Below are 15,669 nucleotides of genomic sequence, written 5' to 3'. Positions count from 1 at the left end.
CTCAAGTCTTCGCGTAGACCTGCCCGGCGCGCTTGACGAAGGAATCGACGAAGGTGTTCGCAATGTGGTTGAACACCGGCCCCAGCACCTTTTCCAGCAGCTTGCTGGAAAACTGGTAGTGCAGACTGAATTCCACCTTGCAGGCGGTATCGCCCAGCGCGGTAAAGAGCCAGTGCCCATCCAGGTGGGTGAACGGCCCGTCGGTCAGGCGCAAGCTCATTTCGTTGGGCCGGCGCTTGGTGTTCTCGGTGCTGAAATGCGCCTTGATGCCGTGGTAGTTGATGTGCAGCGTGGCGGCGGTGATGGTGTCCGTGCGTGCGTGCACCTCGCTCCCGCCGCACCACGGCAGGAACTGCGGATAATCTTCGCAACGGTCGACGAGCTCGAACATCTGCGCGGGGGTGAATTCGATCAGAACTAGCTTCTTGACGTCGGCCATGAACAATCTGGAGCAATGCGCGGCGCGAAACGACACAGGCGCCGTGCTGTTAAAATGCGCGATTCTACCGCATGCGGGCCAGCCCGTTTGCCGCGCACGGCGTCGGCACGACGCAGCCGAAGGATCATCAAGCAATGAGCATCATCGAAAACCGCAAGGCCTTCCACGACTTCTTCATCGAAGAAAGGCACGAGGCCGGCATCGTCCTCGAAGGCTGGGAAGTCAAGGCGATCCGGGCCGGACGCGCGAACATCAAGGAATCCTACGTCATCATCCGCAACGAGGAGATCTTCCTGTTCGGCATGCACATCTCGCCGCTCACCACGGCGTCGAGCCACGTCCGCCACGACCCGGTGCGCACGCGCAAGCTGCTGCTGCACAAAAAGGAAATCGCCCGCCTGATCGGCAAGGTCGAACGCGCCGGCTTCGCCCTGGTGCCGCTCGACCTGCATTACGTCAAAGGCCGCATCAAGCTCGAGATCGGCCTCGCCAAGGGCAAGAAGCTGCACGACAAGCGCGAGGACGAAAAGAAGAAGGACTGGGACCGCGAGAAGCAGCGCCTGATGCGCACGCAGGTGTAAGCCGCGCCGCGGTTCACGAACTGCAGGACAGCATCGAACACCCGGCCTTGTGGCGCGCCCAGTCCGGGCGGCGCGCGGCAAAGACCTCGCGGCCCGGCTGTTCGGCGTAGGGCCGGCGCAGCACGTCCAGTAGATCGGCGATACCGCCCATGTCGCCTCGCTCGGCCCTGTCGATGGCCTGCTGCGCCAGGTAGTTGCGGGGCACGTAGAGCGGATTGACCGCATCCATGCGCGACCTGCGCAATGCCGCCGGCACGCCCTCCTGGCCTGCACGCGCCGCGTAGCGCGCCAGCCAGGCGTCGAAGGCCTCCGCCACCCCGGCGCGCCGGGCCTCGTCATAGAAAGCGGCATCGAAGTGCGCCAGCGCCGGCTGCGCCAGGTCGAGGCCGGACAGGGCGCGGAAGAAGATCGTCATATCCACTTCGCCCACCTGCAGCAGCCGCTGCAGCTCGGCGGCCAGCGCATCGTCCCCGCTGTCTCCGCCGCGCCAGGTATCCAGCCCCAGCTTCTGCTGCATCATGCGGCGGTTTTCCGCCTCGTGCACCTCGGCATACATCGCCAGCGCCCGCTCCAGCGGTTCGACCTGCTGGATCACCGGATACACCGCATTCGCCAACTGCCACAGGTTCCAGTGCGCGATGCGCGGCTGATGGCCGAAGCGGTAGCGCCGCCCTTCGGCATCCGTGGTGTTGGGCGTCCAGTCGGGATCGAAGTCGTCGATCCAGCCATAGGGGCCGTAGTCGATCGTCAGGCCGAGGATGGACATGTTGTCGGTGTTCATCACGCCATGCACGAAACCCACCCGCATCCAGTGCGCCATCAGCACCGCGGTCCGCGTGCACACCTCCTCGAACCAGCGCACGCGGCGCAGCGCCGGATCGGCCTCGGCCTCGATCAGTTCGGGGAAATCGCGATCGATGGTGAAGTCGATCAACTGCTGCAGCACAGCCTCCTCGCCGCGCGAGGCGAAGATCTCGAAGTTGCCGAAGCGGATGAAGGACGGCGCCACCCGGCACACCACCGCGCCCGGCTCGGGGCGCGGATGCCCGTCGTAGAACATGTCGCGCACCACCTGCTCGCCGGTCCCCACCAGGCTCAGCGCACGCGTCGTCGGCACCCCCAGGTGGTGCATCGCCTCGCTGCAGATGAATTCGCGGATCGACGAACGCAGCACAGCCCGCCCGTCCGCCCGGCGCGAATAAGGCGTCGGCCCCGCGCCCTTCAGTTGCAGTTCCCAGCGCTGCCCTTGCGGGTTGATCGACTCGCCCAGCGTGATCGCCCTTCCATCGCCCAACTGCCCCGCCCAGTTGCCGAACTGATGCCCGCCATAGCAGGCCGCATAGGGTTCCATGCCCGGCAGCAAGGCATTGCCGCCGAATACTTCGGCAAAGCGCGGATCGAGCACATCCGCCTCGTCCAACCCGAGCAATTCCGCCACTTCCGCCGACCACGCCAGCAGCCGCGGCGCCCGCACCGGTGTCGGCGCCACCCGCGAATGGCATGCGCCATGCACCTGCCGCACATGCCGCCCGCTCTCCGGGTCGCCCGGCAGTTCACGCACGAAGCGGTTGTCGAAACGAAGTTCTCGCATGAAGCCATCCATCCCGGGGGTTTCAGATCATCAAGCCAACACCAACGCTGGCCGGAGTGTGGGGTGTTCCTGAAGCAGCCGAGGACTGTCCGAGCCCGCAGGGCGAGTTCCGCAGGCTACGGAAGGAATACCCCGCACTCCGGTCAAACAAGCACCTTCAGCTCCGCCGCGGATCGAACGCATCCCGCACCACGTCCGCAAACAGGTTCGCCGCCAGCACCAGCACGAACATGAACACGAAAGCCGCCGCCAACGACCACCAGACCATCGGCTCGCGTGCAAGTTCGGCGCGTGCCATGTTGATCATGGTGCCGAAACTGATCGTCGTCGGATCGACACCGATGCCCACGTAAGACAGCACCGCCTCGGCCAGCACCAGCCCGGAAAAATCCATTACCAGCGCAATCAATACGATGTGCATCACGTTCGGCAGGATGTGGCGGCGCAGGATCGCAGGTGTCCTGACGCCGAAGGCCCGCGCCGCCTGAACGTACTCCAGCTCGCGCAATTTCAGCGTCTCGCCCCGCAACAAGCGCGCCAGACCGGTCCAGCTCGTGATGCCGAGGATGAAGCACAGCGCCAGCAGGCGCGCATCGGAACGCTCGGCCGCGGTATCGAACCACTGCGGATGCGTGTCGATGACCACCTGCATCATCAGCACCGCCGCCGCGATCAGCAGCACGCCCGGAATCGCGTTGAGCACGGTGTACACATACTGCACCGCGTCATCCACCCAGCCGCCCAGATAGCCCGCCGCAATCCCCAGCGCCACCGCGAAAGGCATCATCACCAGCGTCGTGATCGTGCCGATCACCAGCGCGGTGCGCACGCTCTTCAACGACAGATAGAGCACGTCCTGGCCCACCTTGTCCGTGCCCAGCACGTGGTACAGCGGCGCCAGCTCGAGGCACACGCCGACGATCAGCAGGATGATGGCCAGCGTGACCAGCACCGCCCGCCACGCCAGCACAGTGCGGCCGGCCAGCATTGCCGCTGCCACCTGGCCCCAGGCCAGGCTGCTGCCGTGCCAGGCCAGGGTGGCGAACACGGCGAAAAACAACAGCCACGCCAGCACCGCCTGTCCGATGCCGCTCGCCACGCGCGCCGCGACATCACCCGCGCGCTCGCCCGCCGGGTCGTGCAGATGGGCCGCGCCATGCACCAGGCGCGGATAGCCCCTCACCTGCCGCCCATCCGGCAGCTCCATCGCCTCGCGCTGGTAGAGCTGCGCGGCGAAGGGCGCCGAATAGGTCTTCTCGGTCTGCGCGCGCAGGGGTTCCAGCAGCGCATCCAGCACCGACAGCACCTCGGTCGAATACACCGCTGCGGACGGGACGGGCGCCGCCTCGGGCGTATCGCCCGCTTCGAGCGCGACGGCCTCCACCGCCGGCAGCAGCGGGCGGTAGTGCAGGCTGTCGAGCACGCCCACCACGACGAAGGCCAGCAACACCGTCGCCGCGGCCATGCCGGCCGGGCGCTTACCCACCTTGCGCCACGCCGCGCGCAGCGGCTCGTTGCCGCGTACGTGCAGCACGGCGAGCAAGGCCGCCCCCAGCAGCACGAACAGCAGCAGGTCGGTCCACAACAGCACGGGCTGGAAGCTCATCGGCGCACTCATTCCAGCCTCACCCGCGGATCGACCAGCGTGTACGAAATGTCGGTCAGGATCAGGCCGATGATGTACAGCACGGAACCGATGAACACCATCGCCCTCACCACGGCGAAATCCTGCGCGTTGATCGCATCGATGGTGTAGCTGCCCAGCCCCGGGATGGCGAAGAAGGATTCGACCAGCAGACTGCCCATGAACAGCATCGGGATCACCACCACCACGCCGGTCAGGATCGGAATCAACGCATTGCGCAGCACGTGGCGGAACAGCACCGCCAGTTCGGACAGACCCTTGGCGCGCGCGGTGCGCACGTAGTCCTTCGAGATCTCCTCGAGGAAGATCGTGCGGTACCAGCGCACCGACGAGCCGATGCCGGCCAGCACGCTGATCAGCACCGGCAGCATCAGGAAGCGCGCCGCATCCAGCCCCGGCGCATAGCCCGAGATCGGCACCAGCGCCCACAGCTTGGACACCAGCCACTGGCCGCCGATGATGTAGAACAGGCTGGAGATCGACATCATCGCCACGCACATCACCACGCCCCAGAAATCCAGGTAGGTGGCGCGGAAGAACACCAGCAGCAGCGCCAGGCTGATCGACGCGAACAGGCTCAGCACGAAGGTCGGCAGCGCGATCGCCAGCGACGGCCCCATGCGGTCGCGGATCTCCTGGCCGATGTCGCGGCCGTCGTCGGCGCGGCCGAACTCGAGCGCGAACATGCGCAGCGACTTGTCGAAGAAGATCGTATCGGTGAAGCGCGCGCGACCCTGGGCATCGGCATTGACGAACATCGGCTTGTCGTAGCCGCGGTCGGCCTTCCAGCGTTCGATCGCCTCGGGCGTCGCGCGCTTGACGCCGATGTGCATGCGCGCCATGTCATCGGGCGAATTGACGACGAAGAACAGCACGAAGGTCAGCAGGTTCACCCCGATCAGGATCGGGATCGCGTACAGCACGCGGCGCACGAGATAGGCCAGCATCAGCGCGCTTCTCCCGCCGGGCCGGGCGCCGCGGTGGCGGTCTCGCGCCGGCGCCAGTGGCTGAACGCCGGCGCGACCATCGCGGCCAGCAGCAGCGCCACCAGCGCCAGCGGCCACAATACCGGCTCGTTCCACTGCGCGCGCGCGGCCGCGCGGCGCTCGGTGTCGAGGCGCAGGTACTTGATGTTGTTGCGCACCATCGCGCCGGTCTTGCGGTTGTACACCCAGCCATGCTGCAGCGAGTAGGTCTTGGGATGGAAAGCGAACACCCACGGCGCGTCGTGCCGCAGCATCGCCACCATGCGGTCGATCACCTGCTGCCGCGCCGGGCCGTCGGGCATCGCCTTCATGCGCTCGAACAGCGCGTCGTACTCCGGGTTCTCGTAGTTCGAGGCGTTCTGGCCGCTGGACGTCACCTTGCCCTGCGGGCCATGGAGCAGGAACAGCAGGTTCTCGGGGTCGGGATAATCCGCGTTCCAGCCGAGGAAGAAGAGCTGCGCATTACCCTGCCGGATCTTGTCCTGGAAACGGTTCCAGTCGGTCGGGCGCACGACGAACTGCACGCCCAGCGAGCGGAACTGCTTGGCCAGCCAGTCCGAGCGCGTCTTGTCGCCAAACGAAGCCGGCGTGGTATCGAGGTTGACCACCAGCGGCTCGCCGGTGCGCGCGTTGCGGCCATTGGGCCAGCCCGCCTCGGCCAGCAAGCGGCGGGCCTCGTCCAGGCTGCGCCGCACAGGCCGGCCGTTGGCATCGTCGCCTTGCCATTCATAGACGACCGGGTTGATGCCGTCCTTGCCCTCGCGCGCGCCGAAGAGGCCCGGCGGAATCGGGCTCATGCCCGGCAGGCCGCGGCCATTCAGGAAGATCGACACGAACTCCTCCATGTCGAGCGCGATTGAGATCGCCTGCCGCAGCTTGCGCGCCTGCTCCCGGCTTTCGCGCGATCCGCCGCCGGCGCCCTTGTCCTTGGTTCCGCCGCCGACCAGCGGGTCGAGCATGTTGAAGCCCAGATAGAAGATCGACGGCGCCACCGAGGTCAGCAGCCTGATGCCCTTCTCCTCCATGTCGTCCGACAGCGCCACGTCGCCCTGGCTGGTCAGCGTCACCGCCTGGTCGAAGTTGTCGGACGACACGCCCGAAGCATCGTAGTAGCCCTGCAGGAACTTGTTCCAGTACGGAATGCCTTCGCGCTCGCGCGAGAACACGACGCGGTCGATGAAGGGCATCGTCCGGCCGCAGTCGGCCAGCAGCCCGGCCGCCGCATCGTCCGCCTCGCCCTCGCAGGGATAGGCCTCGCCGCGGAAGTTCGGGTTGCGCGCCAGCACCATGCGCGCGTTCGGGTTGTTCTCCACCAGCATGTAGGGACCGGTGCCGATCGGCCACCAGTCCAGCGTCAGGTTGCGCTCGACCATGCCCGGCTGGGCGAAGAAGCGGTCGGCTTCCGGCGGCACCGGGCTGAAGAAGGGCATCGTCAGCCAGTACATGAACTGCGGATAGGCGCCCTGCAAGGTGATGCGGTAGGTGTGGCGGTCGAGCGCCTCGACGCCGGGCAGTGCGAAACGCTCCAGGTCCAGCGCCCCGCCGCCCTGCTCCGCCGCCTTCTGCGCCGCCACCAGTTGCTCGTGCAGGGTCTTCAGGCCGGGAATGTACTCGGCCATCAGTTCGAAGATCGGCGAATGCAGGCCCGGGTGGGCAAGGCGCTTGATCTGGTGCACATAGTCGGCCGCCAGCAATTCGCGCGTCCCCGTCTCGGCAAAGTCGCCGAGGCCGCGCACGCCGCGCAGATCGTCCGCCGTCAGCCCCAGATAGCGCGGCGAGCCGTCCTCCCTCAGCGCGAAGGCCGGATGCGGCTGATAGAGGATGCCCGGCCGGATACGGATCTCGACCACCGTCTTCGCCACGCTCGCCGCATCCGCCGTGGCCGGCAGCTCGCGGCCGTCGCGGTCGAAGCGCCGCACGGCCGGCATTTCGGCCGCCGCAGCCGGCTCCAGCGTGTAGGGGCGCTTCAGGTAGTGGTACTGCAGTGGCGGCTCGACGATCTGGTACAGGAAGGCCGCCTCGTCCTCGCTGTACGACTGCACCGGATCGAGGTGCTTGGGCCTTTCGGTAAACGCGGTGTAGAAGATGTTCCGGCCCTGCTCCGCCCCCGGATAAGGGTCGTTCAGCCCCGCCGAACAGCCCAGCAACGACAGCGCGCAGGCCGCCGCCACGCCGCGGGCGAAGGCATGGCGGAACAGCCTGGGCAGGATGTCATGGGCGAGGGGTGATTGCGCGGGAGGCACAGGAAAGCATGGCTCGATCGGAAACAGCCGCGATTCTGGCAGGTTTTGCCGGCCCTCGCAGCGCTCGGCGCATGCGCCGGACACGCGCGCCGCCCCCGCTCCGGCCTATCACCCGCCCCAATGGCGCCATCCAAAACACAAAAGCGGGACACCGCTGTCGCCACCGGGGTTTTCGCTATAATCGAGCGCTTGTCATTCGGAGTAGGATCAATGGGTTTTCTTGCCGGCAAACGAATCCTGATCACCGGTCTGCTCAGCAACCGTTCCATTGCCTATGGCATCGCCAAGGCAATGCACCGCGAAGGTGCGGAACTCGCGTTCACCTACCAGAACGAACGCTTCCAGGAACGTGTGGCCAAGATAGCGGCGGATTTCGGCAGCACCCTGCTCTTTCCGCTCGACGTACAGGACGACACGCAGATCACGGGCCTATTCGAGCAGCTCGGCCAGCACTGGGATGGAGTCGACGGCCTGGTGCACTCCATTGCCTTCGCCCCCAGCGATGCCCTCGAGGGCGACTTCCTCGAAGGCCTGTCGCGCGAAGCCTTCCGCGTCTCGCAAGAAGTCAGCGCCTACAGCTTCCCGGCACTCGCCAAGGCCGCCCGGCCGATGATGAAGGGCCGCAACGGCGCCCTGCTGACGCTGTCCTACCTCGGCGCCGAGCGCACCATGCCCAACTACAACATCATGGGCCTGGCCAAGGCCAGCCTCGAGGCCTCGGTGCGCTACCTCGCCGTCACCCTCGGCCCCGAAGGCACGCGCGTCAACGCCGTGTCCGCCGGCCCCATCAAGACGCTCGCCGCATCGGGCATCGGCAGCTTCGGGAAGCTGCTCGCCTTCAACGAGCACAACGCGCCGCTGCGCCGCAACGTCAGCATCGACGAAGTCGGCAACGCCGCCGCCTTCCTCTGTTCGAGCCTCGCCAGTGGCATCACCGGCGAGGTCATGTATGTCGATGCCGGCTTCAACATCACCGCGCTGGGCAACCCCGAGCCGATGTCCTGATCCGTTTCTGCGCCACCCCGGCGCAGCCGCCCAAAAGCAGGAAGGCCCGACGCGTTCGGGCCTTCCTGCTTTTGGGCCAAGGTTAAATTGAATTAAGACTGAAAAAATCCGGCCGAAATCTTATACCATTATTAACGAGAACGATTCTCATCATTGTGTTGCACTGCAATATCCGCAAGACGAGCCGGCCAGCAATGTCGAATACCTTCCTGAAGATTCTCGTCGTCGAGGACGATCACAGCATCAGCGCCTGGCTGGGCTACAAGTTCGAATCCCAGGGGCACCAATGCGTCCTCGTCGACAGCGGCGAGCAGGCGCTCGCGCGGCTGGAAGCCGATACCTTCGACATCGTGGTGCTCGATCGCATGCTGCCGGGCATCGACGGCATGGAGGTGCTCAAGCGGCTGCAGGGGCGTCCCCATCCCCCGGTGATCATCCTGTCCACCATCGACCAGGCCTCCGACCGCGTCGACGGCCTGCGCGCCGGCGCCGAAGACTATCTCGGCAAGCCCTTCGACTTCCCCGAACTGCTGGTGCGCATCGAACTGCTGACGCGGCGCGCCCGCGAAGGCAATACCCAGCAGGTTCTGAGCCTCGACATCCACGATCTCCACATCGACCTGCTGCGGCGCAAGGTGACCCGTTCTGGCCGCAACATCGATCTCACAGACAAGGAATTCCTGCTGCTGCGCACGCTGGCCGAACACGCCGGGCAGACCGTGCCGCGCGGCATCCTGCTCGAAAAGGTCTGGGGCCTGCAGTTCGACCCGCAGACCAACCTCATCGACGTCCATGTCTCCAAGCTGCGCTCCAAGGTGGACAAGGGCTTTTCCCTGCCGCTCCTGAAAACCGTGCGTTCGCTTGGCTATGTCCTGGGCTGAAGCCGACGTGCCGGAGCAACCCGCAAGCGCGCTGGACAAGCTCCGCACCCAGGCCGGACAGGTCGCGGCCGGGCTGCTGCATGCCTGGCCCAGCTTCGTCCGCGGCGACGCCCCGCTGCGCGCCTCGGACACGGCCTACGCCCCGCCGGACTCCAATCCGCGGCGGACCGCGCACATGCTGCTGCGCACCACCCACTTCCGCCAGGCATCCTGCTTCGCCTACCTCTTCCTCCTCGTCACACTCGGCTCCATCATTTGGGGCGCGGCACTCCTCGAGGACGTGCTGACCAGCCATGTCGAAGACATGGTCATGGCCGAAATCCGCGCCCACCCGCTGCTGGACGGGCACGGCAACGCCGAGCGCCTGGCATTCACGCTGCACGAGCGCGAGGCCGCGGTGCAGCGCCAGGAGCGCGCCGCGGCCCTGCAGACCGCCGACGGCCGCACCGTGTTCGGTACCGCCGAGCTGCTGTCGCCGGCGATGTGCCCCGCCGACGTACCGCCATGCACCGGCTGGCTGCGGGCACGGCTGGGCTCAACCGACAGCGTGCACGAATGGCTCGGGCTCGCCTATGCGCTGCCCGACGGCGGCCGCTACGTCGTCGCCTACGACATCCTGCCGATGCTCGACCGCATCTATCCGGTGCCGCTCGCCGCCGGCGTCAGCGTCTTCCTGGTGCTGCTGGTCAGCCTGCTCGCGGGGCTCTACTTCAGCCTCGACAAGATCCGGCGCATCGACCGCATCCGCCAGGCCATGGGCCACTTCGCCCGCGGCGACATGGAAGCGCGCGTCCCGGTGCGCGGCGACCGCGACGAGTTCGACCACCTCGCCAGCGACATCAACCGTGAGCTGGCTCGCATCAGCCGCCTCGTCGAAGAAGTGCGCAACGCCACCAACCACATCGCCCACGAACTGCGCACTCCGCTGGCGCGCCTGCAGCAGCGGCTCAGCAATGCCAGCCAGACGGTGGGAGGCGACAGCACGGTCTGCCGCGAGCTGGAACTGGCCGAAGAGGAAGCCCAGCGCATCCAATACCTGTTCCGCTCCGTGATGCGCATCAGCGAGATCGAAACCGGGCGCTGCCAGCACCAACCCCGGCGCTTCGCGGCCACCATCGTGCTCGCCGAACTGCAGGACTACTACGGCGTGCTCGCCGACGAGCGCGGGCTGCTGCTGCGCACCGACTGCGAAAAGAACTGCATGGTCTTCGGCGACCGCGACCTGCTCTTCCAGGCCCTGGTCAATCTGGTGGACAACGCCATCAAGTACGCGCCACCCGACAGCACCGTCACCCTGCTGGCGCACACCAAGGACGGCTGCTCCTCGTTCTGCGTCGCCGACGAAGGCCCCGGCATCGACGCCGCGCTGCGCGCCCAGGCGGTCAAGCGTTTCCAGCGCCTGACCCGCGACCGCTCCATCCCCGGCCACGGCCTCGGGCTGGCCCTGGTGCAGGCCGTGGCCGACCTGCACGGCGGCAGCCTGACGCTGGGCGACAACGACCTGCCCGGAGGCGGCGCCGAGCGCGGCCGGGGCCTGAAGACCGTGCTCAGCATCCCCCATCCCGGCGTAGCGGCAAGCATAGGAATGAATAGTTCTCAATCATGAACGATTCTTAATCATGAGCCAGGCGAATCCAAAATAGAATTGATCCACATCATCGAATCAACGTGGGTGCCGGCAATCCCCAGACAAGTGGATTCGCCGGCACCCACGGAACCACCCCTAACTCGGAGCCCCCTCAAATGACCTCCCGCATCAAGCAATTCCTCCGCGACGAAAGCGGCGTGACCGCCATCGAATACGGCATCCTTGCAGCCGCCATGGCCGCCGCGGTCGGCGTGATCTTCGGCTCGGACGGCGCTTTCATCAGCGCACTGCGCGAAAAGTTCAACACCATCGCCGCCGACATCAGCTCTTCCGGCACCGACATCAAGTCCAGCGCAGCCAACTGACACCGGCCGCCCGCATCATGGCCCTGTCGATGCCCGGTCTCGTCATTGTCCCGGCCTTGCTGTGGATCGTCGTCTCAGACCTGCTCTACCGGCGCATCGCCAATCGCGTGGTGATCGCACTGCTGCTGCTGTGGGCAGGCTATACCGGCTGGGCATTCCTGAGCGGAGCCACGGGCGCGCGCTGGGAAGAAACGGCCGCCGCCCTGCTCACCGCCGCGGTCGTGCTGATCCTGGGCTACATCCTCTTCACCATGCGCTGGATGGGTGCCGGCGACGCCAAGCTGATGGCAACGCTGTGCCTGTGGCTGGGCGAGGACGCGCTGACCTTCCTGATGGTCACTGCGCTTGCCGGCGGTGCGCTGGCCCTCGGCATGCCGCTGCTGCGCCAGGCGGAACGCGCCTTGGCACTGGTGCTCGTACGCCTGGGCCGCTGGTTGCCGCAGGGCGCGCTGCCTCTGCCGGTGGCGCTGCGGGACGATGCCCCGACAGGCATCCCGTATGGCGTCGCCATCGCCTGCGGCGCGGCCTTCGTGCTGTGGAACGGTTGATGGCAGCAATGGACGGCAAGGTTTCGCCCTAGCCTCTCCCCGACAACGCGGCATCGGACCTTCCGGCGCCCGGCAGCGGCCGCCGTCCTGGGTGCTGCCGCAAACGGCAACGTAAATGATTCCCATTACGATATGAAAAAGAAGTCCCTGGTCCTTCTCGCCAGCGCCATCACGCTTGCCGCCGGTGTCGCCCTGCTCGCCCGCGCACTGATGCGTCCACCTCCGCCGGTCACCGTCGTCAAGGAAGTCGAAGTGCCGAGCACCCCTCCGCGTGAAGTGCTTGCCGCCGGCCACGCCCTTGTCCCGGGCGACTTCCTCGACGGAAGCGCGCTGATCTGGCGCAAACTGCCGGGCGAAGCCATCCAGGCCATCCATTTCGCCGCTGCTGCCGACGCCGATCGGCGGCAGTTGGAGCGCGGGCTCTACGGCGCCACGCTGCGCCGCCCGCTGGCCGAAGGCGAACCCTTCACGCGCGACCTGCTGGTGCACGCCGGCGAACCCGGTTTTCTCGCTGCCGTGCTCAAACCCGGCCTGCGCGCCGTCTCCATTCCCACCAGCGCCGTTTCCAGCAACGCCGGCCTGGTCTCGGCCGGCGACTGGGTGGACGTCATCCTCAGCCTGAACCGCGACGGCATCGATCCGCAGCAGGCCGTCGCCGGCAGCACGCCCTATGCCGAACTGGCATCCCAGACCATCCTGCGGCGCGTGCGCGTCCTCGCACTCAACAGCAACACCGCCAGCATCGCGCCGGCAGCCACCGCCGCCGACGACGAGGCCGGCCGTTCCACGGGCGCACGCGGCACCCGCGCCTCCGGCGGCACGTCCCAGCGTACGTCCTACGAAAGCATCACCCTCGAGGTCACTCCCGAAGCAGCGGAGCAACTGGCCGTCGCGCGCGAGATCGGCACCCTGCAGGTCGCCCTGCGCAGCGTGCGCCAGGAAGAGGACGACGGCGGTGACGCATTTCCCGCGGCACGCAGCGTCACCCGCCTCGGCGACGTCACCACCATCTTCGAACGCCCACGCCAGGGCGGCAGCGCACCGGTAACGGTACAGACCTATCACGGTGCCCAGCAGGGCGCGCAAACCTTCGGCGCCCATTAAGAAACGCCGCCCCGATCCCCCAATCAGCCCCGACCTCGTCATGACCGATTCCGCGTCTTCCCGGACCGCCGCCGCCCTCTCCGCGGCAGCCCTGCTGTGCCTGCCGCAGGCTGCTCCCGCGCAGGCCGACTCATCCGCCATACCCGCCGCCGATCGCCCGGTGGTTGCCGTCAATGCCAGACCCACCGTCCTGCCCTCGCACCTGCGCCAGATCGGCGAAACAGGGCAACTGACGCTGCACGTGCGCGAAGGCCACCTGCTGCAGTTGCCGCGCGCGGCGACCAAGGTGCTGGTGGCCGACCCCCGCGTCGCCAGCTTCCAGGTACCGTCCCCGACCAGCGTGTTCGTCTTCGCCCAGGCCGTGGGCAGCACCACGCTCTATGCTCTGGACGCGAACGACCAAGTGATCGCCGCCATCCGCGTCATCGCCGAGCACAACCTCGGCGCGCTGCGCGAGCAGATCTCGCGCTCGGTGCCGGGCGCGGACGTCGAATTGGAACCCGCGCTCAACAACCGCATGATCGTGCGCGGCAAGGTACGCACGCCGATCGAGGCCCGCCAGGTAGTGGAGCAGGTGCAGGCCTACCTCGACAGCGCCAGCGCGGCGGCCGGCGGCCAGGGCGGCAGCGCCGCCGCGCGCGAAGGCGTCATCAACCAGCTCAAGGTCGAGCTGTCCTCACAGGTCAACATCCAGGTGCGCGTCGTCGAAGTATCGCGTTCGCTGTCGCACGAGCTCGGCTTCAACTGGTCCACCGTGCTCAATCCCAAGCACGGACTGTTCGGCGCCGACGGCAGCATCCAGATCGGCACCGGCGGCTCGACGCTGTTCGACGCCACCGCCTCCGCCGGCGGCGTCGTGGTCGGCGGCACCTTCGTGCCGCGCAACGGCCGGATCGGCAGCCTGAGCGGCCTGCTGACCGCCATGCAGGGCGAAGGGATGGCCAGCGTGCTGGCCGAACCCAACCTCACCGCCATGTCCGGCGAGAGCGCGGCCTTCGCCGCCGGCGGCGAGGTACCCATCGTCATCATCACCAACAACAACGTACAGATCGACTACAAGTCCTACGGTGTCATCCTGCGCATGACGCCGACGCTGCTGTCCCCCAACCGCATCAGCCTGCACATCGCGCCGGAAGTCAGCGAGCTTTCCGAAGAAGGCTCGGTCACGCTCACCGGCGGTTCCACCATCCCCGCCTTCAAGGTACGCCGCGCCGACACCACCGTGGAACTGGCCAGCGGCCAGAGCTTCGCGCTGGCCGGCATGCTGCGCTCGACCTCGGCCCAGCAGGCCTCCGGGGTTCCCGGCCTCAGGAGCATCCCCTGGTTCGGCCGCCTGTTCGAACACGAAGCCACGCAGCGCGAGGACACCGAGCTGGTCATCCTCGTCACCGCCAACGTCGTCGACCCGGTGGCCGCCGGCGAACTGCAGGTCCCCGGCCAGGGGCTGCCCGTCATCGACGCCCAGATGCCGCCGCAGGCCGCCGCCGGCTACCTCTACTGACCGGACCCGAGACCGACCATGAACCCTCCCTCTCTCCACCACCACCGGCCGCTGGCCCGCCCCGTCCTGATGCTCGGGCTCACCCTGCTGCTGACGGCTTGCGAAACCCCCATCAACGCCCTGCGCGCGCAACGCTTCGACCAGGGCCACCAGCCCGCCGTGCCCGCCGTTCAGCCGCGCGCGCTGGCCCTGGCGCTGCGCGCCGCGCCCGACGGCCGCGGCCTGGCTACCGAATCCGTGAAGCAGGCCAACGAAATGCTCAGCAGCCAGGGACGGCTCGGCGCTCAGACGCTCACCATCACACCCTTCAACGCGCGTGGCGAACGACTCGCCGCACGCCTGGCGACCGCCCTCGAGCGCAGCGGTGCGCGCAAACCGACCGTCGCGCCGCTGGCCGACGCACAGCGTCTGGCCGAGGCCGCAGCCAACGACTGGGACCTCGAACTGCAGTCCGAGGCCATCACGGTGGACATGGAACGCTGCGCCATCGCCGACAGCAGCAACTGGACGATCCACCCCTTCCACGGCATCGGCGCGCTGGGTTGCGCCAACCGCGCCAACATCGCCCGCATGGTCAGCGACCCGCAGGACCTGCAGCGACCCCGCACGCTCGACAGCGCCGACGGCGCGGCCGCTGCGCTGGCGGTCAAGCGCTACCAGGAAGGAGAAATCCGCGAACTGATCGACATCGACTTCGACAACGACTGACCATGAGCGACAAGCACTCCCCCTCCAGCGACGAAGCACGCGGCAGACTGGCCGTCTTTGCCGCGGCAAGCGAACTCGCCGCCCTCGGCGACCAACTGCAGCGCCTGCGCCGCACGGCCCTCGCACTGCAGGCCGGCGGCCCGGCCGAAGCCGCCGCGTGGTGCGCCGCCGCCCCCGAGCTGCCCAGCATCCTGCTGGTGGACATCGGCGCCACCCCACATCCGCTGCCGGCCCTGCTCGAACTGGCGGCATGCTGCGGCCCGGCCTGCCGGATCATCGCCCTCGGCGAACGGCAGGACGTCGATTTCTACCGCCAGCTGCTGCGCGCCGGCATCTTCGACTACCTGATCAAGCCGGTGCAGCTCGACCTGCTGGCCGACGTTCTGGCGCGCGCCGAGCACGACGAACCGCTCGGCCACGGCGGCAGCGCCCGCGCCGGCCGCACCGCGGCCTTCGTCGGCGCCGGCGGCGGCGTCGGCACCAG

General features: G+C 67.5%; 15 protein-coding genes. 10 read left to right on the top strand and 5 right to left on the bottom strand.

Annotated features, from left to right (window positions below):
• Position 1 precedes the first annotated feature (1 nt).
• Positions 2-439 (bottom strand): type II toxin-antitoxin system RatA family toxin, encoded by a 438-nt coding sequence (locus C666_RS10545; protein ID WP_004338216.1) that lies wholly within the window; start codon positions 437-439, stop codon positions 2-4.
• Positions 440-510: 71 nt separating this feature from the next.
• On the opposite strand from C666_RS10545, the gene smpB reads away from it, so the two are divergent.
• Entirely contained in the window at positions 511-1,020 is a 510-nt protein-coding gene (gene smpB, locus C666_RS10540) for an SsrA-binding protein SmpB (protein WP_281169771.1), read from the top strand.
• Positions 1,021-1,033: 13 nt separating this feature from the next.
• Here smpB and C666_RS10535 read toward each other — a convergent pair whose 3' ends face one another.
• From C666_RS10535 to C666_RS10520, 4 genes are all read right to left on the bottom strand, one after another.
• The gene (locus C666_RS10535; protein ID WP_004338213.1) at positions 1,034-2,611 is read right to left on the bottom strand and encodes a protein adenylyltransferase SelO; all 1,578 of its coding nucleotides are present in this window, start codon (positions 2,609-2,611) and stop codon (positions 1,034-1,036) included.
• A gap of 157 nt (positions 2,612-2,768) precedes the next feature.
• Positions 2,769-4,217, bottom strand: a complete 1,449-nt coding sequence (locus tag C666_RS10530) for an ABC transporter permease (protein WP_004338211.1) — start codon at positions 4,215-4,217, stop codon at positions 2,769-2,771.
• Between the two features lie 8 nt (positions 4,218-4,225).
• Complete coding sequence (locus C666_RS10525) at positions 4,226-5,203, bottom strand: ABC transporter permease (RefSeq protein WP_004338208.1); 978 nt, start codon at positions 5,201-5,203, stop codon at positions 4,226-4,228.
• Complete coding sequence (locus C666_RS10520; RefSeq protein WP_038000416.1) at positions 5,203-7,413, bottom strand: ABC transporter substrate-binding protein; 2,211 nt, start codon at positions 7,411-7,413, stop codon at positions 5,203-5,205. The genes C666_RS10525 and C666_RS10520 overlap by 1 nt, the downstream gene beginning before the upstream one ends.
• Positions 7,414-7,695: 282 nt before the next feature.
• Here C666_RS10520 and fabI point away from each other — a divergent pair, with 282 nt between their 5' ends.
• The 9 genes from fabI to C666_RS10475 all read left to right on the top strand — a co-directional run.
• The gene (gene fabI / locus C666_RS10515) at positions 7,696-8,490 is read left to right on the top strand and encodes an enoyl-ACP reductase FabI (protein WP_004338203.1); all 795 of its coding nucleotides are present in this window, start codon (positions 7,696-7,698) and stop codon (positions 8,488-8,490) included.
• Positions 8,491-8,684: 194 nt separating this feature from the next.
• Positions 8,685-9,371, top strand: a complete 687-nt coding sequence (locus tag C666_RS10510; protein ID WP_004338201.1) for a response regulator transcription factor — start codon at positions 8,685-8,687, stop codon at positions 9,369-9,371.
• A complete protein-coding gene (locus C666_RS10505) occupies positions 9,358-10,977 on the top strand; it encodes a sensor histidine kinase (RefSeq protein ID WP_004338198.1) in 1,620 nt (539 codons plus the stop codon). The genes C666_RS10510 and C666_RS10505 overlap by 14 nt, the downstream gene beginning before the upstream one ends.
• A gap of 137 nt (positions 10,978-11,114) precedes the next feature.
• Positions 11,115-11,324 carry a Flp family type IVb pilin gene (locus C666_RS10500; protein ID WP_004338197.1) on the top strand — a complete coding sequence of 70 codons (210 nt, stop codon included), beginning with the start codon at positions 11,115-11,117 and terminating at the stop codon, positions 11,322-11,324.
• A gap of 17 nt (positions 11,325-11,341) precedes the next feature.
• Entirely contained in the window at positions 11,342-11,872 is a 531-nt protein-coding gene (locus C666_RS10495; RefSeq protein ID WP_004338195.1) for an A24 family peptidase, read from the top strand.
• Positions 11,873-12,004: 132 nt separating this feature from the next.
• Positions 12,005-12,976, top strand: a complete 972-nt coding sequence (gene cpaB, locus C666_RS10490; protein WP_004338192.1) for a Flp pilus assembly protein CpaB — start codon at positions 12,005-12,007, stop codon at positions 12,974-12,976.
• 40 nt (positions 12,977-13,016) lie between these two features.
• On the top strand, positions 13,017-14,477 hold the full coding sequence (locus C666_RS10485) for a type II and III secretion system protein family protein (protein ID WP_004338190.1): 1,461 nt from the start codon (positions 13,017-13,019) through the stop codon (positions 14,475-14,477).
• Between the two features lie 18 nt (positions 14,478-14,495).
• Positions 14,496-15,185 carry a CpaD family pilus assembly lipoprotein gene (locus C666_RS10480; RefSeq protein ID WP_004338188.1) on the top strand — a complete coding sequence of 230 codons (690 nt, stop codon included), beginning with the start codon at positions 14,496-14,498 and terminating at the stop codon, positions 15,183-15,185.
• Positions 15,186-15,187: 2 nt separating this feature from the next.
• Positions 15,188-15,669 (top strand): response regulator (locus C666_RS10475; RefSeq protein ID WP_004338186.1); only part of this gene is annotated, 482 nt, incomplete at its 3' end.

This window comes from Thauera linaloolentis 47Lol = DSM 12138, from assembly GCF_000310205.1.
GTDB lineage: Bacteria > Pseudomonadota > Gammaproteobacteria > Burkholderiales > Rhodocyclaceae > Thauera > Thauera linaloolentis.
This window is presented reverse-complemented; position numbering and strand designations above follow the sequence as displayed.

Bases quoted from the DNA above. Each gene is read 5' to 3' on its own strand.
- C666_RS10530 (WP_004338211.1), bottom strand. From the start codon at position 4,217: ATGAGCTTCCAGCCCGTGCTGTTGTGGACCGACCTGCTGCTGTTCGTG.
- C666_RS10510 (WP_004338201.1), top strand. From the start codon at position 8,685: ATGTCGAATACCTTCCTGAAGATTCTCGTCGTCGAGGACGATCACAGC.
- cpaB (WP_004338192.1), top strand. From the start codon at position 12,005: ATGAAAAAGAAGTCCCTGGTCCTTCTCGCCAGCGCCATCACGCTTGCC.
- C666_RS10505 (WP_004338198.1), top strand. From the start codon at position 9,358: ATGTCCTGGGCTGAAGCCGACGTGCCGGAGCAACCCGCAAGCGCGCTG.
- smpB (WP_281169771.1), top strand. From the start codon at position 511: ATGCGGGCCAGCCCGTTTGCCGCGCACGGCGTCGGCACGACGCAGCCG.
- C666_RS10495 (WP_004338195.1), top strand. From the start codon at position 11,342: ATGGCCCTGTCGATGCCCGGTCTCGTCATTGTCCCGGCCTTGCTGTGG.
- fabI (WP_004338203.1), top strand. From the start codon at position 7,696: ATGGGTTTTCTTGCCGGCAAACGAATCCTGATCACCGGTCTGCTCAGC.
- C666_RS10525 (WP_004338208.1), bottom strand. From the start codon at position 5,203: ATGCTGGCCTATCTCGTGCGCCGCGTGCTGTACGCGATCCCGATCCTG.
- C666_RS10480 (WP_004338188.1), top strand. From the start codon at position 14,496: ATGAACCCTCCCTCTCTCCACCACCACCGGCCGCTGGCCCGCCCCGTC.
- C666_RS10545 (WP_004338216.1), bottom strand. From the start codon at position 439: ATGGCCGACGTCAAGAAGCTAGTTCTGATCGAATTCACCCCCGCGCAG.
- C666_RS10535 (WP_004338213.1), bottom strand. From the start codon at position 2,611: ATGCGAGAACTTCGTTTCGACAACCGCTTCGTGCGTGAACTGCCGGGC.
- C666_RS10485 (WP_004338190.1), top strand. From the start codon at position 13,017: ATGACCGATTCCGCGTCTTCCCGGACCGCCGCCGCCCTCTCCGCGGCA.
- C666_RS10500 (WP_004338197.1), top strand. From the start codon at position 11,115: ATGACCTCCCGCATCAAGCAATTCCTCCGCGACGAAAGCGGCGTGACC.